The 23,145-nt window shown below is 56.9% G+C and carries 23 protein-coding genes; 13 read left to right on the forward strand and 10 right to left on the reverse strand.

All coding sequences use genetic code 11. The annotated features are described in order from the left end of the window. Nucleotides 1-107: 107 nt before the first annotated feature. Nucleotides 108-1,952: a dihydroxy-acid dehydratase gene (ilvD, locus tag ACFIOZ_RS06975; RefSeq protein WP_386082957.1), complete on the forward strand. Its 1,845-nt coding sequence runs from the start codon at nt 108-110 to the stop codon at nt 1,950-1,952. 55 nt (nt 1,953-2,007) lie between these two features. Continuing rightward, nucleotides 2,008-3,063, forward strand: a complete 1,056-nt coding sequence (locus ACFIOZ_RS06980) for an oxidoreductase (protein WP_386082958.1) — start codon at nt 2,008-2,010, stop codon at nt 3,061-3,063. 199 nt (nt 3,064-3,262) lie between these two features. Here ACFIOZ_RS06980 and ACFIOZ_RS06985 read toward each other — a convergent pair whose 3' ends face one another. Together ACFIOZ_RS06985 and nudE are read right to left on the reverse strand one after the other, a co-directional pair. Further along, nucleotides 3,263-3,601, reverse strand: a complete 339-nt coding sequence (locus ACFIOZ_RS06985) for a hypothetical protein (RefSeq protein ID WP_386082960.1) — start codon at nt 3,599-3,601, stop codon at nt 3,263-3,265. Nucleotides 3,602-3,804: 203 nt separating this feature from the next. Next, a complete protein-coding gene (gene nudE / locus ACFIOZ_RS06990; protein ID WP_386082961.1) occupies nt 3,805-4,446 on the reverse strand; it encodes an ADP compounds hydrolase NudE in 642 nt (213 codons plus the stop codon). A 77-nt stretch (nt 4,447-4,523) separates the two neighbouring features. Here nudE and yrfG point away from each other — a divergent pair, with 77 nt between their 5' ends. The 6 genes from yrfG to ACFIOZ_RS07020 all read left to right on the forward strand — a co-directional run bounded on the left by yrfG (nt 4,524) and on the right by ACFIOZ_RS07020 (nt 10,341). After that, entirely contained in the window at nt 4,524-5,216 is a 693-nt protein-coding gene (yrfG, locus tag ACFIOZ_RS06995) for a GMP/IMP nucleotidase (protein ID WP_386082962.1), read from the forward strand. Further along, entirely contained in the window at nt 5,213-5,602 is a 390-nt protein-coding gene (gene hslR, locus ACFIOZ_RS07000) for a ribosome-associated heat shock protein Hsp15 (protein WP_386082963.1), read from the forward strand. Before yrfG ends, hslR begins: the two co-directional genes overlap by 4 nt. A gap of 66 nt (nt 5,603-5,668) precedes the next feature. Continuing rightward, nucleotides 5,669-6,544, forward strand: coding sequence for an Hsp33 family molecular chaperone HslO (hslO, locus tag ACFIOZ_RS07005; RefSeq protein WP_386082964.1), 876 nt, complete (start codon nt 5,669-5,671; stop codon nt 6,542-6,544). Nucleotides 6,545-6,845: 301 nt separating this feature from the next. Further along, nucleotides 6,846-8,402: a phosphoenolpyruvate carboxykinase gene (locus ACFIOZ_RS07010; RefSeq protein WP_386082965.1), complete on the forward strand. Its 1,557-nt coding sequence runs from the start codon at nt 6,846-6,848 to the stop codon at nt 8,400-8,402. Between the two features lie 153 nt (nt 8,403-8,555). Beyond that, entirely contained in the window at nt 8,556-9,053 is a 498-nt protein-coding gene (msrB, locus tag ACFIOZ_RS07015) for a peptide-methionine (R)-S-oxide reductase MsrB (RefSeq protein WP_386082966.1), read from the forward strand. 52 nt (nt 9,054-9,105) lie between these two features. Continuing rightward, nucleotides 9,106-10,341, forward strand: a complete 1,236-nt coding sequence (locus ACFIOZ_RS07020; protein WP_386082967.1) for an alpha-hydroxy acid oxidase — start codon at nt 9,106-9,108, stop codon at nt 10,339-10,341. A gap of 319 nt (nt 10,342-10,660) precedes the next feature. Here the strand turns inward: ACFIOZ_RS07020 and ACFIOZ_RS07025 are convergent, their stop codons facing one another. After that, complete coding sequence (locus ACFIOZ_RS07025; protein ID WP_386082968.1) at nt 10,661-11,521, reverse strand: LysR substrate-binding domain-containing protein; 861 nt, start codon at nt 11,519-11,521, stop codon at nt 10,661-10,663. 121 nt (nt 11,522-11,642) lie between these two features. Between ACFIOZ_RS07025 and ACFIOZ_RS07030 the strand changes: the two genes are divergently transcribed. The 5 genes from ACFIOZ_RS07030 to ACFIOZ_RS07050 all read left to right on the forward strand — a co-directional run bounded on the left by ACFIOZ_RS07030 (nt 11,643) and on the right by ACFIOZ_RS07050 (nt 17,493). Further along, nucleotides 11,643-11,873 (forward strand): DUF1127 domain-containing protein, encoded by a 231-nt coding sequence (locus ACFIOZ_RS07030; RefSeq protein ID WP_386082969.1) that lies wholly within the window; start codon nt 11,643-11,645, stop codon nt 11,871-11,873. Between the two features lie 79 nt (nt 11,874-11,952). Next, nucleotides 11,953-14,310, forward strand: a complete 2,358-nt coding sequence (locus tag ACFIOZ_RS07035; RefSeq protein WP_386082970.1) for a Tex family protein — start codon at nt 11,953-11,955, stop codon at nt 14,308-14,310. 148 nt (nt 14,311-14,458) lie between these two features. Further along, nucleotides 14,459-16,102: a glutamate--cysteine ligase gene (gene gshA / locus ACFIOZ_RS07040; RefSeq protein ID WP_386082971.1), complete on the forward strand. Its 1,644-nt coding sequence runs from the start codon at nt 14,459-14,461 to the stop codon at nt 16,100-16,102. Beyond that, the gene (locus tag ACFIOZ_RS07045) at nt 16,099-16,599 is read left to right on the forward strand and encodes a disulfide bond formation protein B (protein ID WP_386082972.1); all 501 of its coding nucleotides are present in this window, start codon (nt 16,099-16,101) and stop codon (nt 16,597-16,599) included. Before gshA ends, ACFIOZ_RS07045 begins: the two co-directional genes overlap by 4 nt. Nucleotides 16,600-16,626: 27 nt before the next feature. Next, on the forward strand, nt 16,627-17,493 hold the full coding sequence (locus tag ACFIOZ_RS07050) for an alpha/beta hydrolase (RefSeq protein ID WP_386082974.1): 867 nt from the start codon (nt 16,627-16,629) through the stop codon (nt 17,491-17,493). Nucleotides 17,494-17,695: 202 nt separating this feature from the next. Here the strand turns inward: ACFIOZ_RS07050 and ACFIOZ_RS07055 are convergent, their stop codons facing one another. From ACFIOZ_RS07055 to ACFIOZ_RS07085, 7 genes are all read right to left on the reverse strand, one after another. Beyond that, a complete protein-coding gene (locus ACFIOZ_RS07055; protein ID WP_211593739.1) occupies nt 17,696-18,109 on the reverse strand; it encodes a RidA family protein in 414 nt (137 codons plus the stop codon). Between the two features lie 11 nt (nt 18,110-18,120). Further along, nucleotides 18,121-18,528, reverse strand: a complete 408-nt coding sequence (locus tag ACFIOZ_RS07060; RefSeq protein ID WP_211593738.1) for an acyl-CoA thioesterase — start codon at nt 18,526-18,528, stop codon at nt 18,121-18,123. 14 nt (nt 18,529-18,542) lie between these two features. Next, nucleotides 18,543-19,223 carry an ABC transporter ATP-binding protein gene (locus tag ACFIOZ_RS07065; protein WP_386082975.1) on the reverse strand — a complete coding sequence of 227 codons (681 nt, stop codon included), beginning with the start codon at nt 19,221-19,223 and terminating at the stop codon, nt 18,543-18,545. Next, entirely contained in the window at nt 19,216-19,968 is a 753-nt protein-coding gene (locus tag ACFIOZ_RS07070; protein WP_386082976.1) for an ABC transporter ATP-binding protein, read from the reverse strand. Before ACFIOZ_RS07070 ends, ACFIOZ_RS07065 begins: the two co-directional genes overlap by 8 nt. Continuing rightward, nucleotides 19,961-21,025, reverse strand: coding sequence for a branched-chain amino acid ABC transporter permease (locus ACFIOZ_RS07075; RefSeq protein WP_386082977.1), 1,065 nt, complete (start codon nt 21,023-21,025; stop codon nt 19,961-19,963). The genes ACFIOZ_RS07070 and ACFIOZ_RS07075 overlap by 8 nt, the downstream gene beginning before the upstream one ends. Next, the gene (locus ACFIOZ_RS07080; RefSeq protein WP_386082978.1) at nt 21,018-21,938 is read right to left on the reverse strand and encodes a branched-chain amino acid ABC transporter permease; all 921 of its coding nucleotides are present in this window, start codon (nt 21,936-21,938) and stop codon (nt 21,018-21,020) included. Before ACFIOZ_RS07080 ends, ACFIOZ_RS07075 begins: the two co-directional genes overlap by 8 nt. 63 nt (nt 21,939-22,001) lie before the next feature. Beyond that, nucleotides 22,002-23,144 carry an ABC transporter substrate-binding protein gene (locus ACFIOZ_RS07085; protein ID WP_386082979.1) on the reverse strand — a complete coding sequence of 381 codons (1,143 nt, stop codon included), beginning with the start codon at nt 23,142-23,144 and terminating at the stop codon, nt 22,002-22,004. Nucleotide 23,145: the final 1 nt, after the last annotated feature.

The raw sequence follows: 23,145 nt of genomic DNA on the forward strand, positions 1-23,145 counted from the left end.
CATCGCTCATGCCACAATCTATGGCCGCTGGATTTGCACCAGCCCACGCCTTTTATGTGGTGGGCTGATAAATAATAGACAGAAAAAAGTAGAGAGTAGAGGAAGCCATGCCAGAGTATCGCTCACGTACCACCACCGCTGGACGCAATATGGCCGGTGCCCGCGCGCTATGGCGCGCAACGGGTATGCAGGACGGCGACTTTCAAAAGCCGATTATTGCGGTCGCCAACTCCTTCACCCAGTTTGTGCCGGGCCATGTCCACTTAAAAGATATGGGCCAACTGGTGGCGCGTGAGATAGAGAAAGCCGGAGGCGTTGCCAAAGAGTTCAACACCATCGCGGTGGACGATGGTATCGCCATGGGCCACGACGGCATGCTCTACTCACTGCCCAGCCGTGATCTGATCGCCGACAGTGTCGAGTATATGTGTAACGCCCACTGCGCTGATGCGCTGGTATGTATTTCCAACTGTGACAAAATCACACCAGGAATGCTGATGGCCGCTTTACGCCTCAATATTCCGGTTATTTTTGTTTCCGGTGGCCCCATGGAGGCAGGTAAAACCAAGCTGCTAAACCACGGGCTGGATCTCGTCGATGCCATGGTGATGGCTGCCGACGACAGCGTAGACGATGAAACCCTGGCGGAAGTCGAGCGCAGCGCCTGCCCCACCTGTGGCAGTTGTTCGGGGATGTTTACCGCCAACTCAATGAACTGCCTGACTGAAGCGCTGGGGCTGGCGCTGCCCGGCAACGGCACTGTGCTGGCCACTCACGCAGATCGCCGTCGCCTGTTTGAAACGGCGGGGCACCGCATCGTTGAGTTAGCCAAGCGCTACTACGAAGGCAACGAGACGCACTTGCTACCCCGCGCCATTGCCTCCAAGGCGGCGTTTAAAAACGCCATGACCCTGGATATCGCCATGGGCGGTTCCACCAACACCATCCTGCACTTCCTGGCGGCGGCCCAGGAAGCCGAGGTCGACTTCACCATGGAGGATATCGACCGCCTCTCCCGTGAAGTGCCCCAACTGTGCAAAGTGGCGCCCAATACCCAGAAGTACCATATCGAAGACGTTCACCGAGCAGGCGGCATCATGGCCATTCTCGGTGAACTGGACCGTGCCCGAGTGCTGGATACCTCGGTGCCCACGGTGTATGGCGACAGCCTGAAAGCTGCGCTGGATGAGTGGGATATTATGCGCTCGCCAAGCGCTGAAGTGGTCGAATTCTTTAAAGCCGGGCCAGGCGGCATCCCGACCCAAACGGCGTTCTCCCAAAGTGCCCGATGGCCGAGCCTGGATGGTGACCGTGCTACCGGCTGTATTCGTGACCTTGAGCACGCCTTCTCCCAGCAGGGCGGCTTGGCTGTGCTTTACGGCAATATCGCGCTGGATGGCTGCGTCGTCAAAACGGCCGGGGTCGATGACTCGATCCTGGTGTTTGAAGGCCCCGCCCATGTGGTGGAGTCTCAGGATCAGGCCGTCGCCGATGTGCTGGCTGACAAGGTTAAAGAGGGCGATGTGGTCGTGATTCGCTACGAAGGCCCCAAAGGCGGTCCCGGCATGCAGGAGATGCTCTACCCCACCTCCTACCTAAAATCCAAAGGGCTAGGCAAAGCCTGCGCACTGCTGACCGATGGGCGCTTCTCGGGGGGCACCTCAGGGCTCTCTATTGGCCATGTCTCGCCAGAGGCGGCGGCAGGTGGCGCCATTGGGTTGATCGAGCAGGGTGACCTGATCTGCATTGATATCCCCAACCGGTCAATCAACGTCAAACTGACGGATGCCGAACTGGCGGCTCGCCGGGTAGCGATGGAAGCCAAGGGCGCCTCGGCCTGGAAGCCAGTCGAACAGCGCCCCCGCAAGATCACCCCAGCACTTAAGGCCTATGCGCTGTTGGCGACCTCCGCCGACAAAGGAGCTGTTCGGGATCTAAGCAAGCTTGATTGATACTCGCAGCTGATACACGCAATCGACATTCGCAACAGTCCAAGTAAGGAATCAAATGAAGGCGATTATAAACGTTGGATTAGTTGGCTACGGTTTCGCTAGCCAAACTTTCCACGCACCGCTCATCCAGGCCACGGAAGGCCTGGACTTAGTCGCAGTCTCTTCTAGTGATGCAGCCAAGGTGCAGGCGTCACTGCCTGAGGTTGAGGTAGAAGTTAAGGCATTAGCGCTGTGTCAGCGTAGTGATATTGATTTGATCGTTATCCCCACGCCTAACGATACACACTTCTCGATTGCTAAAGCGGCACTCTCGGCGGGTAAACACGTGGTGGTCGATAAGCCCTTTACGGTCACACTGTCAGAAGCCAAGCTGCTCAAAAAGTTGGCAGACGACAAAGAGTGCCTATTGTCGGTGTTTCACAACCGCCGCTGGGATAGCGATTTTTTGACCGTTAAAGCGCTTCTTGAGGCGGGCACACTTGGGCGACTGGTTAATGTTGAATCCCATTTTGACCGCTTCCGCCCGGAAGTGCGCGACCGCTGGCGCGAGAAAGCTACCCCCGGTGGTGGTATCTGGTACGACCTGGGCCCACACCTGCTAGATCAAGCCTGCGAGCTGTTCGGCATGCCCCACGCTATTCTGCTGGAGCTTGGCACATGGCGAGATGGTGCCAAAGCCGACGATGATTTTCTGGCACTGCTCGATTACGAAAGCTTTCGCGTTACCCTGGCAGCGGGCACGCTGGTGGCGGAACCGACACCGCGCTTCCGGATCAATGGCACCCAAGGCAGCTTCATTAAATACGGATTAGACCCTCAAGAGGATCGCCTGAAAGCCGGCGAAGTGCCCACATCCCTGTGGGGTGAAGACGCCCAGCATGGCACCCTGACGCTGCGTGAAGGGGATGGGGAAAACGCACCGCTAACGCGCCGTGAGCTCCCGACCCTGCCGGGGGACTACCTGGCCTATTACCAAGGCATTGCCGCTGCTATCCGTGATAAAGCACCGCTCCCGGTAAGTGTCGACGACGCCCTGCGCTCAATGGCCCTGCTGGAAGCCGGCCTGGACAGCCATCGTCAACGGCGCTGGATCGCATTGAAGAACCATTGATGTGAGGGGTGAGGGGTGAGGGGTGAGGGGTGAGTGGGTTTTCGTAGCGCGGCGTAAGCGTCAGCGCACCCGCAGCGGCGGCCCGGCGCGGAAGCAGCGCGAAGCGGTGCCGGGGTTGGTGTTGTGCCATCAGGCGTCGTTCCGCCGCCTCCCGCGGGTGCCTCATTCGCTAGTGCCTCGCGAGATTCGTTACCACGCGCTACGGTACGTGCTCGAAGCTAGATCGATGGTTTTCGTAGCGCGTGGTAAGCCTAAGGCGCACCCGCAGCGGCGGCCCGGCGCGGAAACAGGGCGAAGCGGTGCCAGGGTTTGGTGCGGTGCCATCAGGCGTCGTTCCGACGCCTCCCGCGGGTGCCTCATTCGCTCGTGCCTCGCGAGATTCGTTACCACGCGCTACGGTATGTGCTCGAAGCTGAAACTTTGGGTTTTCGTAGCGCGGCGTAAGCGTCAGCGCACCCGCGGAAGCAGCGCGAAGCGGTGCCAGGGGGTGGTGCGGTGCCATCAGGCGTCGTTCCGGCGCCTCCCGCGGGTGCCTCATTCGCTCGTGCCTCGCGAGATTCGTTACCACGCGCTACGGTATGTGCACGAAGTTGGATCGATGGGTTTTCGTAGCGCGGCGTAAGCGTCATCGCACCCGCGGGAGCAGCGCGAAGCGGTGCCGGGGTTGGTGTGGCAAGGTCACTGGGCGGCTTGCTACCCCACGCACTATTCACTCTTTTCTTCTCACGCTTCACCACCCAATCAAAGCAAATCCGTCGCGCTATTGCGCCTCTCTTCTCGCAACCGGTCCCGGGCGATATAGAGCGCGGCGATGGCGCGGGCTTCGTGAAAATCCTCGCGCAGTAGCAGGGCGGGTAGCTCTTCAATGGCGTGAGTCTCCACAATTAATGGCTCGGGCTCATCCCCGGGTAGTCGCTTGGGGTAAAGATCCGTGGCGAGCAGTACCTGCATCCGGTGGCGCATATAGTTGGGCGCCAACGAAAGCTCGACGAGCGGCTCAATACGGTGCGCGCCAACCCCACACTCCTCCATCAGCTCGCGGTTAGCCGCGGTAAGGATATCTTCGCCGGGGTCGACCAACCCCTTTGGAAGAGTAAGCACATAATCTTCAAACCCAGCGGCGTATTCGCGGATCAGCAGCACGTGGTCGGGGTCGGGCATCGCCACCATCATCACCGCACCGCGGTCAGCGCCGGTCAAGCGCTCAAATTGACGCTCCTCGCCGTTAGAAAAGCGCAAATCAAGCGACTCAACCTGAAATAAACGGCTTTGGGCAACGCACTTACGCGCCAAAATTTGTGGTTTTTGCTGATAATTAGAGCGCTTAGCACTGGTACCCTCAGGGTGATTGAAGGTGTCATGCGTAGGGGGAGAGGTAGACATAAAAGAGGGCCTCCATGGCTGGAAAAAGGCGGTTACGCTACAATAGCACGCTTACTCCTAACGTGACTGGAGCGGCAATGATTGATTGGCGCGAGATAGATACCGTCCTCCTGGATATGGACGGCACGCTGTTGGATTTACACTTCGACAGCCACTTTTGGCTCGAGCACTTGCCAAGGCGCTACCGCGAACTGCACCAACTGGATGAGGCCTCCCAGGAAGCCCTGCGCGCGCGCATTCTCGGCGAGCAGGGCACCTTAAACTGGTACAGCTTAGCGTACTGGAGCCGTGAGCTGGGCGTGGATATTGTTGCTTTAAAGCGCGAAGTCCAGCACCTGATTGGCCTGCGTAGCGACGCGCTGGATTTTCTCAAATGGCTAAAACAGGCGCATCCAAGGGTCGTGCTGGCCACTAACGCGGATCGTGCGAGTCTTGCCCTAAAGCTGCCGCTCACCGGTTTGGAAGGTTATCTAGACGCAATCGTCTCTTCCGAGGACGTGGGCGCCGCCAAAGAGGAGCAGGCATTTTGGTTTGCGCTACAAGAGATCGAAGCTTTTAATCCTGCGCGCACGCTGTTTATCGATGACAACGCCCGCGTGCTCGAGAGCGCTCGTGAGTTTGGAATTAAGCATTTGCTGGGTATTAAACAGCCCGATAGTCAGCGGCCTGAAAAAGAGCTGCAAGAATTTATTGCCCTCGACCGCTTTGCCCACCTGCTGCCCGAACAGCTTCCTGAACAGGTGTCAGCAACCCAAGGAGTGCCTAAATGAGCGACAGTGTACGCTTGGACAAATGGCTCTGGGCCGCGCGTTTTTTTAAGACCCGCGCACTGGCTAAAAAAGCCATCGAAGGCGGGAAAGTCAATTACAACGGCGGTCGCGCTAAAACCAGTAAGCAGGTGGAAGTCGGTGCGCTTATTCGCGTGCCTCAAGGTTGGGAGGTATTGGAGGTAGAAGTATTATCCCTCTCAGATCAACGACGTGGCGCGCCGGAAGCGCGCACGCTCTATGCGGAAACCGAAGAGAGCGTGCAGCGTCGTGCGAAAGAGGCCGAAGCAAGACGCCTCACTAACGAGGCGATGCAGCATCCGCTCAAGCGCCCTGATAAAAAGCAGCGCCGCGATATCCAGCGCTTTCAGCGCCATCAGGGCGAGTAGTTCTTCGCCATTAAGTCCTCGCCCTCTTTAACTACTTGCCGTTCTAAAATACTAGGTTACGAAATTATGTCCGATCAAATTCAACGCTTTATGTTCGATCACACCAATGTCCGCGGCGAGATCGTTACCCTGGCGGCCGCCTACCACGAAGTGTTGGATCGCCACGCCTATCCACCGGCGGTGAATGAGCTGCTAGGCGAGCTGTTAGCCGCCGTGGCACTGCTTACCGACACCGTTAAGCTGGATGGCACGCTGAGTATCGAAGTGCGTGGACGCGGTGTTCTGAACCTGTTAATGGCCGAATCCAACCCCGGTGGTGAACTGCGCGCGATTGCACGCATAGCAGAAGACGCCGACCTGCCCAGCGAGCACGCCAGCTTCCGCGAACTGGTGGGCGAAGGCCAGATCGTGATTACCCTCGATCCTCGTGAAGGCCATCGCTATCAAGGCATCGTAGCGTTGGATCAAGAGTCTCTGGGCGGCTGTTTGGAAGCCTATTTCAGCCAATCCGAGCAGTTGCCAACTCGCCTCTGGCTGGCCGCTGATGAGAAACGGGCGGGTGGGTTGCTGCTTCAGCGGTTACCAGAAGAGTCACAAAACCAGGATGTGGATGCCTGGGATCGCAGCGTACAGCTAGCCGATACGATCAAAACTGAAGAGCTGCTCGGCCTGGAGCAGCGCGAGGTACTGCATCGGCTCTACCACGAAGAGACCGTACGCGTTTTTGAACCCAAGGCGCTGCGCTTTGGCTGCACCTGCTCCCGAGAGCGTATGAGCTACGCACTGCACTCTCTGGGCAAGGAGGAGCTGCGCGATATTTTGCACGAGCAGGGGGCTATTGATACCCAATGCCACTTTTGCCACACGAAATATCACTACACAGCAGCGGATATTGAAACTTTGTTGGACGACCCCGAAGCCCCATCGCCCACTATTCACTAACTATGTAGTCGAAAGCGTATGCCAGGGCGACTAACAGTCGTACTAGGAGCGTCATTGTATTCAATGATTTTGACGGTTCTTGCAAACGGCTGTTTGAAATCTTACTGCGCTGCAACACAAAATGTAGTGTCTTTGTAGTAGTTTAACTACAAGATATTTGATCTTCGCCCCCGTTTCCTGGGGGCTTTCTTTTTGCCATAATGCGCCGGACTTCAGCGCGCCCAGCCGGTTTTTCAGTGGTTGGGATGAACATTAAGGCGTCGGTGACGCCCGGTAAATCGAGAGAAGCCCAGGAATCGACATGACCACGACTCAAGCCGCCCCCCAATCCCACGTTAATCTCAGCAGCGCCGAACTCGTTGAGCGCGCAGTGGCACGTGGCGAAGGCCGCCTCTCAGCCAACGGCGCCTTGGTAGTCAATACCGGCCTGCGTACCGGCCGTTCACCGAAAGATCGTTATATCGTCGACGAGCCCTCCACGAGCAGCCAAATCGATTGGGGTAACGTTAACCAGCCCTTCGACGCAGGCAAGTTCAATGCCTTGTGGGAGCGGGTCAATGAATACTTGGCCAGTCAGGAGCATTTTGTTTCTGAACTGCACGTGGGCAGTGATTCCACTCACTACCTACCGGTACGCGTCACCACTGAAACCGCATGGCAAAACCTGTTTGGCCGTACCATGTTTGTGCGCCCGCAGGCCTATAATTCAGCGGTTAAAGACGAGTGGACAATTCTCAACGCTGCGGGCTTTGAGTGTGATCCTGCTCGCGATGGCACCAACTCTGATGGCTGTGTGATCATCAACTTCGCCGACAAAAAAGTGCTGATCGCGGGCATGCGCTACGCCGGCGAAATGAAAAAAGCCATGTTCTCGGTGCAGAACTTCCTGCTGCCAGCCGCCGACGTACTGCCGATGCACTGCTCGGCGAACGTAGGGGAAGATGGTGAAACCTGCCTCTTCTTCGGTCTCTCTGGCACCGGTAAAACCACACTTTCTGCGGACCAGGCGCGCTTCTTGATCGGCGATGACGAGCACGCTTGGGGCGACGGCATTGTCTTCAATATGGAAGGCGGCTGCTACGCCAAGTGTATCGACCTCTCCGAGAAGAACGAGCCGGTCATCTGGAACGCCATCAAGTTTGGCACCGTGCTGGAAAACGTAGTGCTGGATGACCGCCGTGAGCCTGACTACGCTGACGATAGCCTGACCCAGAACTCCCGCGCCGCTTACCCGCTAGAGCACGTTGAGAAGCGCGTAGCGGAGAATCTGGCTGGCGAGCCGAATGCCATCGTATTCCTGACCTGCGATATGTCCGGCGTACTGCCCCCAGTGTCGATTCTTTCCAAGGAAGCCGCGGCGTACCACTTCCTATCAGGCTACACCGCCAAGGTGGGCTCTACTGAAATGGGCTCCTCTGAAGGCCTGGCCGCCACATTCTCTACCTGCTTTGGCGCGCCGTTCTTCCCACGCCCGGCCCGTGAGTATGCTGACCTGCTGATCAAGCGCGTCGAGAAGAAAGACGCCCAGGTATACCTGGTTAACACCGGCTGGACAGGTGGTGCTTATGGCGAAGGCGGCGCACGCTTCTCCATTCCGACCACCCGCGCCATCATTAGCGCCATTCAGTCCGGCGTACTGCGTGACATCGATACTAAACACATCGAAGGTCTTAATCTGCAAGTACCGGTAGCCGTGCCAGGCGTTGACTCAAGCCTGCTCGACCCACGAGAGACCTGGCAAGACCGTGACGCCTATGACCGTCACCTCAAAGAGCTGGCGACCAAATTCGTCGATAACTTCAAGAAGTTTGAAGGGGTCAACGAAGCGATCATCAAAGCGGGCCCTCAGCTAAGCTAAACGTTAGCGGATGTAAAAGATGGACGCTGATGTAAGGAATCGAATGCAGGGGCGACAAAGACGTTAGCACCGATAGCAGTCAGAATGGGACAGTGCTCAGGCACTGTCCCATTTTTATTGGCTATTTTTGCCAATTCCGACGGGAGCGACACCATGAAAAGACGTCAATTTTTAGGCCTAGCAGGGCTCACTAGCATAGTAGGGGCAATGCCCGGTTTGTCGTTTGGGTTTCCACGCTTAGACCTTGAGGCTGCCCCTGGATTGGAAACACTGAACCTGAGTGAAGCTGAGTGGCGTGAACGGCTCTCTGAGGAGGCCTTTAATGTGCTCCGCAAGCACGGGACTGAACCTGCCTTTTCAAGCCCCTTGGATAAAGAGTGGGGAGAGGGCGAATACCCTTGCGCTGGTTGTGATCTATTACTTTTCACCAGTGAAATGAAATATGATTCTGGCACTGGTTGGCCAAGCTTTTTTGAGCATGTAGAAGGACATCTGCTGACAGAGCTGGATTTCAAACTGGTTTGGCCTCGCACCGAATACCACTGCGCCCGTTGTGGCGGTCATCAAGGCCATGTATTTGAAGATGGTCCTGATCCTACCGGCCTGCGCTGGTGTAATAACGGAGTAGCCCTGCGCTTTGTGCCTGCTTGAATAGGCGAGCCTGAGAACCGGAGCGATATAAAACAATGATTAGGAGCGCTTTGTGAAAGGATGGTTTCAACGACTGAGTACTCAAAATAAACTCGCCAGCATCCATAACTTGCACGATGTTGAGCGGCTCGCTCGGCGCAAACTGCCCAGGCCAATTTTTGGCTACATCGACCATGTGGCCGAGGATGGGCGTACCCAGCGCGCGAATCTGAGTGCTTTTGATGAGTACCACTTTTTGCCCAAAGCGTTTGTTAACGTTGCGCAAATTGATCTGCACACTGAACTGTATGGCAAACGCTACGCCGTGCCTTTCGGTATCGCCCCCATGGGGATCAGCGCGCTCTCGACTTACCAGGGGGACTTAGTGCTGGCGCGGGCAGCGGCGAGGCGCAACCTGCCAATGATTATGAGCGGTTCATCGCTGGTGCCCATGGAGGAAGTGGCCAAGGTGGAGGGCGCCGACTGGTTTCAGGCGTATCTGCCGGGAACCCCGGAAGGTATCGAAGCCCTGCTGGCAAGGATCCAACGGGCTGGTTTTAAAAAACTAGTGGTAACACTCGATTACCCCGTACCCCCCAATCCGGATAATTTCCGCCGTTCGGGGTTTTCCTCACCGCTAGAGCCAAGCCTGCGCCTAGCCTTCGATGGCTTGATGCGTCCAGGCTGGCTGTGTAATACCTTCCTACGCACGCTGTGGAAGCATGGCATGCCGCATTTTGAAAATAACCATGCCGAGCGAGGGGCACCAGTGATCTCCCGTGAAGCCGCGCGAGACTTCTCCGGGCGCAGCCATTTTGACTGGGGCTATCTCGACTTGGTGCGGCGCCTATGGCCCGACACCTTGATCGTTAAAGGAGTGCTCAACCCTGATGATGCGGTACGTGCTCAGCAGGCGGGGGTTGAAGGCATTATTCTTTCCAATCATGGCGCTCGCCAATTGGATTGCACTATCTCCCCGCTCCAGGTACTACCAGAGATTAAGCGCCGGGTCAGTGATATTCCGATAATGATCGACAGCGGCTTCCGACGTGGCACGGACGTGATCAAGGCGCTGTCCCTGGGGGCTGACTTTGTCTTTGTCGGGCGCCCCTTCAACTACGCCGCCGCCTGCGCGGGGCAGGCTGGCGTAGAGCATATTGCCGATCTTCTACAGCGTGAAGTTGAACGCAATATGGCGCTGCTGGGGCTGATCAGCCTCTCGCAGCTAGACCGTACCTGCCTCTACCAACCAACAGCCGGTGAAGTACCGCAGTCATTGTCGCCCATGCACAAAAGCATCAGCGGATGAAACTGAACCAAGGTGTAGATCCGTACAACCCCCATTTTTAGTGCCACCGGGCGTCGTGCCGACGCCTCCCGCGGGTGCCTCATTCGCTCGTGCCTCGCGAGATTCGTTACCACGCGCTACGGTACGTGCTCGAAGCTGAACCTTTGGGTTTTCGTAGCGCGGCGTAAGCGTCAGCGCACCCGCGGAAGCAGCGCGCAGCGGTGCCGGGGGTTGGCTGAAGTGCCAACGGGCGTCGTACTGCCGCCTCCCGCGGGTGCTTCAAACGCTCGCTGAGCTCACGTTCTCGTTATCACGCGCTACGGGATGTGCATCTGTCTCATCAAAGCCTAAACCCTTCAACAATATGCTCAGCTAAACTATCAATAATGGGTGATTGTGTAGAGGCGGTGCGCAATAGCACGATGGAGGATTCGGGTAATTCGGGAAAGCCCTCTTTTACACCCAGTATCTGCATATCAGCGGTCACTAAGCTGCGCATCCAGGCAGAAACGGCCAACCCCGCCCCAACAACGGCTTGCAGCGTTGCCAGGCTGGGGCTGCTGTAAGCAATTCGATAAGCTCGGTCTGCGCGGTCAAGCGCGTTGCAGGCATGGCGACGACAGAAGCAGGGGGCCTCAAACAGCGCAAGTGGCACCGGCGTCTGTAGATGAGTGCAGTGACTCTCAGCTGATACCCATACGGTAGCTTCACGCCTTAAAATCGTGCCAATCTCGTCGCCTATCTCCCGCGTCATAATAATTAGATCCAGGCTGCCTTGCGGCTGCTGGGATAGCACTGACGAGGGAGCGCAGTGGACATCCACGTCCACCAGCGGCCACGCCTGGGAAAAGGTTTTCAGAATGCCGGGCAAAAAGCGCATCACATAGTCATCTGGCACGCCCAGGCGCACGCGGCCCACCATATCGGGCTGGCGCAACAACGTTAGGGCTTCCCCCTGCAGCGATAGAATCTTGCGCGCATAGCCAAGTAGCGTATGACCTTCACTGGTCAATAGCAGTTGGCGGTTTTGGCGTACAAACAGCGGGCGCTGAATAACATCCTCTTCCAGCCGCTTAATTTGCATACTCACAGCCGATTGAGTGCGGTTCACCGTTTGGGCGGCACGGGTGAAGCCGCCTTGATCGACAATCGCAACAAAGGTACGCAGTAGCTCGTGATCGATGGTGGGTAGCGTGGCCATAGATATCAATCTTTTTGATGTTTGTCATAAGGACTATTCGTTGGATTGATTTTAGGTGCTGCTCAATACTTCCTTCAACACTTATTTACGACGCCGTTTCTGGCGGCGCAGGGAGGTTGAAATGGATCGCTCGCTACACTGCTTGCAAAACCAACAGTGCCAGGTGGTTGAGGCGCCGCAATCAAGGGTCACCTGGCGGGAAAGGTTTTATCGCTGGCGCCAGCTTAATCGTGAGCGCAATGCCCTGCGTCATTTAAGCGATGACATGCTAAAAGATATTGGCATGAGCCGCGACGCTGTTCAGCGTGAGTCGCGCCGGCCGTTTTGGGATGACCGGGGATGGCGGCGCTAACGCCTAAGTCATGCCAGCCATGACGGGTTTGTGATACCTTGTTGGCACTAAAAAATGCTGCATGAGTTAGTTGCAATTTATGGATGTCAATCAGCGTATTATTTCCCGCTTAGCCACTGAGCTAGGCGTACGACCCGAGCAAGTATCCGCCACGGTGGAGCTACTGGACGGTGGCGCCACCGTGCCGTTTATTGCCCGCTACCGTAAAGAAGTCACTGGCGCGCTGGACGATATTCAACTGCGCCAGCTAGATGAACGCCTGCGCTACCTGCGCGAGTTAGAAGAGCGGCGCGTAGCAGTACTTGCCGCCATTGAGGAGCAGGGCAAACTCGATGCCACGCTAAAAGCCAGCATTGACGCTGCTGAAACCAAGCAGCGGCTGGAAGATTTATACCTGCCGTTTAAGAAAAAACGCCGCACCAAAGCGCAAATTGCTCGCGAAGCAGGGCTGGAGCCGCTGGCGGATGCGCTGCTGGCTGATCCCTCCCTTGATCCTGACAGCGAAGCGGCGAACTATCTGCGCCCGGCAGAGGGCGATATCCCCGCCATTGACGATGCCAAGGCTGCCCTGGATGGCGCCAAGCAGATCTTGATGGAGCGCTTTGCCGAAGACCCGGAGCTGATTGGCCAACTGCGCGAACGGCTATGGCAAGAGGGCGAACTGAGTGCCCGCGTGCTGGAAGGCAAGCAGCAGGAGGGCGCCAAGTTCTCCGACTACTTTGAGCACGATGAGAAACTCGCCAAAGCGCCGTCACACCGTGCGCTGGCCATGTTCAGGGCGCGTAACGAAGGTGTACTGAGCCTCTCGATCCGCCTACCCGGCGAAGAGGAAGCCCCTGTCCATCCCGCTCAAGTCGCGATTGCCAAGCAGTTTGGTATCAGCGATCAGGGCCGCCCGGCGGATAAATGGTTAGCCGAAGTGGTGCGCTGGACCTGGCGGGTGAAGCTTTACACAGCCCTGGAGACCGAGCTGCTGGGGCGTCTGCGGGAACAGGCCGAATTGACCGCGATAGAGGTGTTTGCGGCCAACCTAAAAGACCTGCTGCTGGCCGCACCGGCGGGGCAGAAAGTGACCCTTGCCATCGACCCCGGCCAGCGCACCGGCTGTAAGGTTGCGGTGATCGATGCCACCGGGCAATTTGTCGATCACACCACTATCTATCCCCATGCGCCGCAAAACCAGTGGAATGAAGCCCTGAGTGTGCTGGCTAAGCTGGTAAAACAGCACGGCGTAGAGCTGATTGCGGTGGGCAACGGCACCGCCAGTCGCGAAACCGATAAGCTAGCGGGTGAACTACTCAAAGCACTGGCCCCCGCACACCGCTTAAGCAAAGTGATGGTCTCTGAGGCGGGCGCTTCGGTCTACTCCGCCTCTGAGTACGCCTCACGGGAAATGCCCGATTTAGATGTCACCGTACGCGGCGCGGTCTCCATCGGCCGCCGCCTGCAGGATCCGCTGGCCGAACTGGTGAAAATCGAGCCCAAGTCGATTGGCGTGGGCCAGTACCAGCACGATGTCTCCCAGGTGCAGCTCTCCCGCAGCCTGGAAGTGGTGATAGAGGACTGTGTTAACGCCGTAGGCGTCGATCTCAATACTGCCTCCAGCGCACTGCTTTCACGAGTGGCTGGCCTTAGCACGGCCTTGGCGGAAAATATCGTTGCCCAGCGCAACGTCAAAGGCGCCTTTAAAAGCCGTAAAGAGCTGCTGGAAGTCAGCCGCCTTGGTGCCAAAACTTTCGAGCAGTGCGCGGGCTTCCTGCGTATCCACAATGCTGACAACCCCTTGGATGCCAGCGCCGTGCACCCGGAAGCCTACCCACTGGTAGAGCGTATCGCCAAGCAGAGCGGGCGTGAAGTACGCGGCTTGATTGGCGACAGCGTCGCGTTGAAAGCGTTAAAGCCCGCCGATTTTGCCGATGAACGTTTCGGCGTGCCCACCGTCAGCGATATCCTCAAAGAACTGGATAAGCCGGGCCGCGATCCTCGGCCTGAGTTTAAAGCGGCCGAGTTTCGTGAAGGTGTCGAAACCCTTAATGATCTCAAGCTTTCTATGGTGCTCGAAGGTACAGTCACCAACGTGACCCACTTCGGCGCTTTTGTGGATATCGGCGTTCATCAGGATGGCTTGGTACATATCTCGGCGCTGTCTGATCGCTTTATCGATGACCCCCGCAGCGTGGTGAAGGCAGGTGATATCGTCACCGTTAAAGTGATGAGCATCGATATCCCTCGCAAACGGGTAGGTCTATCGATGCGCTTGGATGACCAGCCTGAGGCTGAAAACGGTGCCAATAAGCACAGTGGCTCGCCTAAAGATCAACACAGTGGTGCCCGTAAACCGGCTCGAAACCAGCGCAGCAACGCCAATAAAGCGGAAGCGCCGGAGCCTATGGGTGCGCTGGGCGCCGCGTTGTTGAAAGCGCGTGGCGGCAAATAGTCGCGTGCCCTGGATGCGAAGGTGTCTTGAAAAAACGATCGTTGCCGCCATATCCTGTTTTCTGTTTTTGAATCAGCGATGATGGCGATGCCACCTGACTACACCAAGGCCCGCTCACGGCGGGCTTTACTGACAAGGAGTGTTCACCTTGCCTGAACCACTCACTGTGCCATCCGCGCTGACCGCGCAAGTCGAGCGCCTGATCCCCAGTGCGCGCCTTGGACGGTTGGGCCGCCTGCGGCGTGGACTTGAAAAAGAGGGGCTGCGGGTTGATGCCAATGGCCACATCGCCCAAACGCCGCACCCGCATGCCCTGGGCTCCAAGTTAACCCACCCGCATATCACCACGGACTATTCAGAGTCACTGTTAGAGTACATTACGCCGGTTTACTCTCAGCCGGGCGAAGCGCTCTGTTTTCTGTCTGATCTGCACACCTTTACCTACCACCACTTGGAAAACGAGTGGATCTGGCCCGGCAGCATGCCATCAAGGCTCTCTGGCAATGACAGCGTGCCAATTGCCGACTATGGCACCTCCAATGTCGGCACCATGAAGCATGTCTACCGCAAAGGGTTGGACATGCGCTATGGCCGCATCATGCAAGCAATTGCCGGTGTTCATTACAATGTATCGCTGCCGGATGATATGTGGCACGCCTTGCGAGAGCTTGAGAAAGCCACCAATATCCCGTTCAACGATTACCGCTCCACCCGCTATTTCGGCATGATTCGCCACTTCCGCCGCCATAGCTGGCTGCTGCTCTACCTGTTTGGCGCTTCCCCGGCCATTGATAAGAGCTTTTTGCCTGACGGGCAGAAAGTGCCCGAAAAGCTGCAGTCGCTTAGTGACGATACGTACTTTGCCCCCTATGCAACGACGCTACGTATGTCGGATCTGGGTTATCAAAACAAAGTACAGTCACAGCTTAAAATCTGTTTTAACTCGCTCTCTAACTACGTGAACACCCTCCGTCACGCCATCTCTTCCCCGTGGCCCGACTATGAAAAAATGGGTGTTAACGTGGATGGCGAGTGGCGTCAGTTAAACGCCAATATTCTGCAGATCGAAAACGAGTACTACAGCGATATTCGCCCCAAGCGAGTCGCCAAGCACAACGAAACCCCCAGCCAGGCCCTTGAAGCCCGCGGCGTGGAGTACATCGAAGTGCGCTGTTTGGACTTGAATCCCTTCGATCCTCTCGGCGTCACTGAAGATCAAATGCGTTTTGTAGACACTTTCTTGATGTGGTGTCTACTTAGCGACAGCCCTTGGATCTCCGACGAAGAGTGTGACCGTCTGGATGACAACCGTCGCTGGGTGGTTGAGCGTGGCCGCGATCCGGAACTGCAGTTATTCAACCACGGTGAAACCACCTCGGTGCGTGAGTGGGGCGAACAGATATTTGCCGAGATGGGCGAGGTTGCCCGCCTGCTGGACGCAGTCGAAGAGGGCACACCCCATGCCGATGCACTGGCAAGCCTAGCGCCACGTTTGGCTGACCCTTCGCTCACGCCATCAGCCCAGGTACTCGAGCGTCTAAAAGCGAACGGTGGATCACTCAGCGATTTGATGCTTAGCCTGGCCAAAGAGCAGGAGGCGCAGTTAAAAGCTGCCCCCATGCAGCGCTGTCGGGAAGCACTGTTAGCCCAGTTGATTGAGACCTCCCACCAACAGCAGCACGATATCGAAGCCGCTGACCAAGAGACCTTTGAAGAATTTTTACAGGTCTACTTCACCAAAGCTCGTGAGTCCCGCGCTCTTTCAGCGCTGCCATCTGAGGTTCGTCAATGATTCTGCACTCCTTTCGCTCGGTGGCGCTAGCCGGTTTAGCCTTCTGCGTTCTAATGATGGCGGTAGCCCTGGGCTTAGAGCATATCGGCGGTTATGAACCCTGCCCGCTGTGTATCTTTCAGCGCGTAGCGGTGATCGCTGCGGGTATCGTATTCGCCATAGCCGCTATCCATAGCCCGGCAGGGCGAGGTGGTAAAGTTGTTTATGGGCTGCTTGCGTTGGTCGCGGTGGGAACTGGGGCCTTTATCGCCGGCCGCCATGTGTGGTTGCAGGGCTTGCCCGCCGATGAAGTGCCTTCCTGTGGCCCTGGGCTGGATTACATGATGGATATTCTGCCCATGCAGGACGTCGTTGCCATGGTGCTAACGGGGTCTGGCGAGTGCGCCAATATCGATTTCTCCTTGCTAGGTCTCTCACTACCTGCCTGGACGTTGATCGGTTTTGCCATTCTGGCAATCGCCCCGCTGCGTATGCTGTTGATGAAAAGCCGGGGTTAGTAGGGCATCAGCGATAAGGAGCGTGCCATGCTTTATCAACATTTTGCGACTCAGGAAGAGATCGACCGCGCCTACGACCCGATGATGGGGCGAGACCCGGCGGTGTTGGTAAAGGCATGGCGTGAGCGTAGCGAGACTTCTCGCGCGCGCCACCGGGTAAGTCTAGATGTCCCTTACGGGCCTTCGCTTACTGAACGGATGGATATCTTTCATGCCGATGCGCCTGATACCGATAACCCACAAGCCCCCGTGCACGTATTTTTCCACGGCGGCTACTGGCGCTCACTGAGTCACCGTGAATTTAGCTTTATCGTCGATGATTTGGTCAAATCCGGTATCACGGTGGCAGTGGTTAATTACGCACTCTGCCCCCAGGTTCGTTTTAGTGAGCTAGTGCGTCAGGCGCAGGCAGCCGTGGCCTATGTTTATCGCCATGCCGCTGAGCTAGGCGTTGACCCGGAGCAGTTGAGTATTTCGGGGCATTCGGCGGGTGGGCATCTCTGTGCCATGCTGATGTCAACGGATTGGCAAGGCATCTTTGGCTTACCGAACCAACTGATTCGCGGCGCGCTATGTGTGAGCGGGCTCTACGACTTGCGACCCTTTCCCTGGTCGTGGCTGCAACCCAAGCTTCAGTTAACGGGCCGCGATGTACAGGATTTCAGTCCGCTATGGCAGCCGTGCCGAGTGGCTGCACCGATAAAGTTGGTAGCAGGGGCCTTAGAGTCAGAAGAGTTTGCGCGGCAGATGAGTTGCTATGCTGAGCATGTGAGCGAGCAAAGCCAAACGGTCACCCAGCAGCTACTCCCCAACGACGATCACTTCTCGATTCTTGAGCACTATCTTAATGATGGTTGTTTTGTTGAGTGGATCAAAGGGTTTCATGGGTTATAAGAACACGCCTTAGTTCTGAGTGGAACGCAATAGCCTTCCGCGGGGGCGCTGTGAACCCATCCCTGGGCGCTACTTTCGCCATCTGACCGCCATGGATGGCGGAAATGCCGGAATTGTCGGGAACACTTTCCGGCCATGGCGAAAGACCCCCGCTACAGGCTATTCCGTTCTTGTGCTTAGAGTTATCTCTCAGTAAGCAAGTTTATACAGCCGGAATAACCGCCGTCGCTTCGATTTCCACCTTAGCCTGATCCTCCACAAGCCCCGCTACCTGCACCATGGTCATCGCCGGGAAATGCTTGCCAAGTACCTCGCGATAAGCGCCGCCCACCTCCTTAAGCCGGGCCAAATACTCCCGCTTGTCGGTCACATACCAGGTTAAGCGGACGATATGCTCAGGGCCTGCACTGGCCTCTTTCAAGATCGCTACGATATTCTGCAGCGCCTGGTTCACTTGAACGACAAAGTCATCGCTTTCAAATACCTGGTCGGCATTCCAACCAATCTGGCCGCCGACAAAAACCGTCTGGCCTGAAGCTAGCACGCCGTTAGCGTAGCCGATGGCTGGTTTCCAGTGGGAAGGGTGAAGAAGCTGATGAAAGTTGGCGTCACTCATGATGGCTATCCTTATAGGTTATCAACGGTAATATGCTGGCGTATTGCCTCTGTCCATGGCATCGGCTTACCGCTACTTAAATCCACAAATACCAAGGTTGAATCACTGGTTAGGCGCTTCTGCTCACCGCAGTAAGCGACAATCTGCAGCGTTACACTGCTGCGCCCCATAGACTGCACCCTTAACTCAAAGGTCAGCCGTTCACCCAGCCTGCTAGGTGCGTGAAACTGGGTGTCGATAGCGGCAGTGGGCACGCCCGTGCCGGTCTCCACATGCAGTTGGTTAAAGTCGTGGTGCACAACCTCCTCAAACCAATCCTCCACCACGGAGTTAATCATCTCGAAATAGCGGGGATAAAAAACGATCCCCGCTGGATCACAGTGCTGAAAACGCACCTTCCGCTGAGTGGTAAAGGCCACTACTTTTCTCCTCGCTAAACACCCAGGTAACGGTCACGCACCGAACTGTCCAGTGCCGCTGGAGCCCCAACCCACACGGTGCTGCCCTTCTCAAGAATGGTGCAGCGATCAGCGATAGGCAGAATTTCACTTAACGACTTATCCACCAGCAGCGTGGATTGCCCCTGCTCCTTAAATAGCCGAATCGCCCGCCAAATTTCCTGGCGAATGACCGGTGCCAAGCCTTCGGTCGCCTCATCGAGCACCAGCAGGCGTGGGTTGGTCATCAGCGCCCGGCCAATGGCCAACATCTGCTGCTCACCGCCAGAGAGGGTTTTAGCCAGTTGCGCCCGGCGCTCCTCCAAGCGCGGAAATAGCGTTTCCACTTTTTCCAGTGTCCACTCACCAGGGCGAGCGGTGACCAGCAGGTTTTCGCGGACAGATAAATTGGGAAAACAGCGTCGCCCCTCCGGCACCAAACCCAGCCCCGCTTTAGCAATGCGGTAGGCGGGCAGGCGGCGCAGATTATGGGACTCAAACTCAATGGTGCCGCGGCTGGCTGGGGTAAGGCCAAATATCGAGCGAATGGTAGTGGTTTTACCCATCCCGTTGCGGCCCATTAACGCCACCATTTCTCCGGCGTTTACTTCAAGGTTCACGCCAAATAGCGCCTGGGAGGGGCCATAGAACGTCTCAATGTCAGCAACCTTAAGCATCGGAATCTCCCAGGTAGGCTTCACGGACACGCGGATCCTGCCGAATCGTTTGGCTATCGCCATGTGCAATAACACTGCCGGAGACCAACACAGAAATACGATCAGCAAGGCGGAACACGGCCTCCATATCGTGCTCAATCAGCAAAATGGGCACTTCCCGCTTGAGCGCTTCTAGTAACTCGGTCAGCTTCGCCGAACCCTCAGGGCCCAAGCCCGCCATGGGTTCATCCAGCAGTAGGGCGCGTGGCTTGAGCGCCAGTGCGCAGGCCACTTCGACCTGACGGCGCTCCCCATGGGAAAGCTCGGATACCGGTGTCCAGGCGCGGTGGCTAAGCTGCATGCGCTCCAGCGCTTGGTAAGCAGGTTCAAGCAACTGCTGGTCCCGGGCGACGGGTCTCCAGAAACGAAAGCTGTGACTCTGCAGTGCTTGAACGCCCATCATCACATTACGCATCACCGAAAGGGGCTCCGCCAGCGATGAGACCTGAAAACTACGACCCAGCCCCAATCGGGCGCGCTGGGCAATACTCATGCCGGTGATGTCGGTGTCTGCTAGAAAAACACTGCCCTCATCCGGGCGTATGCTACCGGCAATTTGCCCGATCAGGGTCGACTTGCCTGCGCCATTGGGGCCAATCAGGGCGTGGATTTCGCCCTGCTGAAGATCCAGTGAAACATCCTGGGTGGCCTGCAGCGCGCCAAAGCGTTTATGCAGCTGTTGCAGCGAGAGGACGATATCACTCATTGCGCTCCCTCCCCGCTAGCCAACCCATCACCCCATGTTTGGCAAATAGCACCACCCCAAGCAGCACCAAGCCTAAAAAGAGCTGCCAGTACTGAGTAATACCACCCAACAGGGTCTCCATCATGACAAATAGAACTGCCCCGGCCAGGGGGCCATAAAGGCGCCCCACGCCGCCCAAAATCACAATCACCATCAGTTCACCGGAGAAGTGCCAACTGAGCATGTTGGGGCTAACAAAACCATTTAGATCCGCATAGAGCGCTCCGGCAAGGCCGGTGATCGCTGCAGAAATCACAAAGGCCACCAGGCGAATGGGGTAAGGGCTAATACCGGCGGTGGCCAAACGCACGTCGTTAAGCCGTGCCATGGTGAGGGCGGCGCCAAAGCGGGATTTCATCAGCCGCGAGGTGATCGCCATGGCGAGTACCAGCCCGGTGAAGCAGATCAAAAAATAGGTCAATGAGTGGCTACTATCCACCAGCGGTAGCGTATTGCGTATATAAATGGGTAGGCCATCCTCGCCACCATAGGTTGGCCAGGAGTTGGCAAAGTAGTAAATCATCTGCGCAAAGGCGAGGGTGATCATAATGAAATAGACCCCCGTGGTACGCAGCGAGATCGCGCCGATCACCAGTGCCAGCAGTGCACACAGCAGGGCAGCCACCAGCCACACCACCAGCAGGCTATCGCTGCCCGGCACGCTAAAAGGCCAGGTCATAAACGGCGAGTAATCAAAAGCGTGGTATGCGCTGATGCCCGCTACATAGCCGCCTAAGCCGAAATAGGCGGCATGTCCAAAGCTCACCATGCCCCCATAGCCAATCGCCAGATTAAGGCCCACAGCGGCCATGGCAATGATCGTCATCCGCGAGGCTAGATTGACGTAGTAGATATGGCCCAGTAGGTAAGCCGCCACCGGCACCAAGAGCAGCAGGCCGAGCAGTGCCATCTGTACCAGCCCTTTGCGGTCAAAGTGGCTGCCAGTTTTGGGCGCAAGTGCCGTGTCGGCGGTGCTGGCTTGCGGGGCACCATTAGTCAGGGAAGTGTTATTAGTCATGGGCAGAGAACAGTCCCTTAGGCTTGAAGGCGAGAATGACGGCCATGAGGATATAGATCAGCATGGCGGCTAGCGCCGCACCGACCCCGGTCGCCTCAGAGGGCGGCATAAAGGCGCGGAAAAAGATCGGCAAATAGACCCGCCCCAATGTGTCGACCACACCCACCAACAGGGCACCCAGTAGTGCCCCTTTAATCGAGCCGATACCGCCAATGACGATCACCACGAAGGCCAAAATCAGCACAGGCTCGCCCATGCCGACCTGTACAGATTGCAGTGCACCCACTAACGCACCGGCCAAGCCTGCCAACCCCGCACCCAAAGCAAACACGACGGTATACAGCTTGGAAATATTGACTCCCAGCGCACCAATCATTTCGCGGTCGCTCTCACCCGCACGGATACGCATGCCCAAGCGAGTTCTGGAGATCAAAAAGTAGAGGGCGATCGAAATGACAATCCCCACGCCAATCAGCATTAGCCGGTAGATGGGGTAGCGTGTGTCGCCGGGCAGGGTGACAAAGCCGGTTAACCAGGAAGGCGGGCTAAGGCGCATGGGCGACGAGCCGAATATCCAGCGCGTGCCTTCGGAAAAAATCAAAATAAGCGCAAAGGTCGCCAACACCTGATCAAGGTGGGGGCGGTGATAGAGCCGGCGAATCACCAGTAGCTCCACCAAGGCGCCGACCATTGCCGCAGCTGCCATACCTGCGCCCAACCCAATCAGAAAAGAGCCGGTTGAAGCAGTTACGGCGGCGGTGGCATAGGCACCCACCATATAAAAGGAGCCGTGGGCAAGATTGATCAACCCCATGACCCCGAATACCAGGGTAAGGCCGCTAGCCATCAGAAACAGCATGGTGCCAAGCTGCACGCCGTTGAGAAGTTGCTCTATTAGCAGAGTAACGGACACGTTAGGCATCCTTAACAAAGGAAGAAAGCAAAGGCTGGGTGATGACACCCAGCCACGACGACATTACATCTGGCACTGCTCAAAATAGATGTCCTGGATATCTTCCACCGCGATACCAATCAGACGATTGGTAGGCTCGCCATCGTCACCCTCCACGACTTCACGTACGTAGATGTCCTGAATAGGGTGGTGGTTAGGGCCAAAGCGGAATTCGCCGCGCACGCTATCAAAGTCGGCGGCCCGCAGCGCTTCGCGGAAAGCGTCTTTGTCATCGGGGTGGGCGGTTTCAAGCGCACTAAGGATCAGGTTAGCGGTGTCGTAACCCTGCGCTGCATAAAGCGTCGGCATGCGGTCATAAGCGGCTTGGAAGCCCTCGACAAAGCGATCGTTAGCGTCGTTTTCTAGATCATAAGCCCACAGCGAGGTATTGCGTGCGCCAATGGCGGCACTGCCTACCGCTTTGATAAGAATCTCGTCAAACGAGAAGGCGGCGCCAAAGATTGGCATATCTACACCGGAGCTCTCCCACTGCTTCATAAACGAAATACCCATCCCGCCGGGCAGGAAGAAGAACAAGCTATCGGCATCGCTGGCGCGAATCTGGGCAATTTCAGCGGCGTAGTCGGTCTGGCCCATTTGGGTATAAAGTTCGCCGACCACTTCCCCTTCATAAAGGTGCTTAAAGCCCGCTAACGCATCGGTGCCTGCGGGGTAGTTGGGGGCCATGATAATCGGGCGCTCATACCCCTCTTCACGCATATAGGCCCCCATGGCGCCGTGCAGGTTGTCATTTTGATACGCCACGTTGAAGTAATTCTCGTGGCACATGCGTCCGGCTAGATCGGAAGGGCCAGCATTGGGGGAGAGATAGAAGGTGCCCTGGCGCGTCACGGAGGGCACCACCGCCATGGCCAGGTTGGACCATATGATACCGGTCAGGATGTCCACCTCATCGCGCTGCATAAACTCATTGGCCAGACTGCGCGCCAGATCCGGGCGGTTGGCGTCGTCTTGAATCAGCACTTCCACATCGTCACGACCCGACTGCTCAAGCGCCAGCATAAAGCCGTCGCGAACGTCCACACCCAGGTGGGAGCCGCCGCCTGAAAGGGTGGTGATCATGCCAATTTTAACGTCATCGGCATGAGCCGTTACCAGGCTGGAGGAGAGCAGTAAGCCAAGGCCAAAGCGGGATATCGTCTTCATG

The sequence above is a fragment of the Vreelandella sp. F11 genome (assembly GCF_042466685.1).
GTDB lineage: Bacteria > Pseudomonadota > Gammaproteobacteria > Pseudomonadales > Halomonadaceae > Vreelandella.

Excerpts from the sequence above, each read along its gene's own strand:
- hslO (WP_386082964.1), top strand. The coding sequence starts at position 5,669 with ATGTCCGATCAAATTCAACGCTTTATGTTCGATCACACCAATGTCCGC.
- hslR (WP_386082963.1), top strand. The coding sequence starts at position 5,213 with ATGAGCGACAGTGTACGCTTGGACAAATGGCTCTGGGCCGCGCGTTTT.
- ACFIOZ_RS07035 (WP_386082970.1), top strand. The coding sequence starts at position 11,953 with ATGGATGTCAATCAGCGTATTATTTCCCGCTTAGCCACTGAGCTAGGC.
- ACFIOZ_RS07055 (WP_211593739.1), bottom strand. The coding sequence starts at position 18,109 with ATGAGTGACGCCAACTTTCATCAGCTTCTTCACCCTTCCCACTGGAAA.
- ACFIOZ_RS07085 (WP_386082979.1), bottom strand. The coding sequence starts at position 23,144 with ATGAAGACGATATCCCGCTTTGGCCTTGGCTTACTGCTCTCCTCCAGC.
- ACFIOZ_RS07010 (WP_386082965.1), top strand. The coding sequence starts at position 6,846 with ATGACCACGACTCAAGCCGCCCCCCAATCCCACGTTAATCTCAGCAGC.
- ACFIOZ_RS07075 (WP_386082977.1), bottom strand. The coding sequence starts at position 21,025 with ATGACTAATAACACTTCCCTGACTAATGGTGCCCCGCAAGCCAGCACC.
- ACFIOZ_RS07045 (WP_386082972.1), top strand. The coding sequence starts at position 16,099 with ATGATTCTGCACTCCTTTCGCTCGGTGGCGCTAGCCGGTTTAGCCTTC.
- ACFIOZ_RS07050 (WP_386082974.1), top strand. The coding sequence starts at position 16,627 with ATGCTTTATCAACATTTTGCGACTCAGGAAGAGATCGACCGCGCCTAC.
- nudE (WP_386082961.1), bottom strand. The coding sequence starts at position 4,446 with ATGTCTACCTCTCCCCCTACGCATGACACCTTCAATCACCCTGAGGGT.
- ACFIOZ_RS07025 (WP_386082968.1), bottom strand. The coding sequence starts at position 11,521 with ATGGCCACGCTACCCACCATCGATCACGAGCTACTGCGTACCTTTGTT.
- ACFIOZ_RS06980 (WP_386082958.1), top strand. The coding sequence starts at position 2,008 with ATGAAGGCGATTATAAACGTTGGATTAGTTGGCTACGGTTTCGCTAGC.
- ilvD (WP_386082957.1), top strand. The coding sequence starts at position 108 with ATGCCAGAGTATCGCTCACGTACCACCACCGCTGGACGCAATATGGCC.
- ACFIOZ_RS07065 (WP_386082975.1), bottom strand. The coding sequence starts at position 19,223 with ATGCTTAAGGTTGCTGACATTGAGACGTTCTATGGCCCCTCCCAGGCG.
- yrfG (WP_386082962.1), top strand. The coding sequence starts at position 4,524 with ATGATTGATTGGCGCGAGATAGATACCGTCCTCCTGGATATGGACGGC.
- ACFIOZ_RS07070 (WP_386082976.1), bottom strand. The coding sequence starts at position 19,968 with ATGAGTGATATCGTCCTCTCGCTGCAACAGCTGCATAAACGCTTTGGC.
- ACFIOZ_RS06985 (WP_386082960.1), bottom strand. The coding sequence starts at position 3,601 with ATGAGGCACCCGCGGGAGGCGCCGGAACGACGCCTGATGGCACCGCAC.
- msrB (WP_386082966.1), top strand. The coding sequence starts at position 8,556 with ATGAAAAGACGTCAATTTTTAGGCCTAGCAGGGCTCACTAGCATAGTA.
- ACFIOZ_RS07030 (WP_386082969.1), top strand. The coding sequence starts at position 11,643 with ATGGATCGCTCGCTACACTGCTTGCAAAACCAACAGTGCCAGGTGGTT.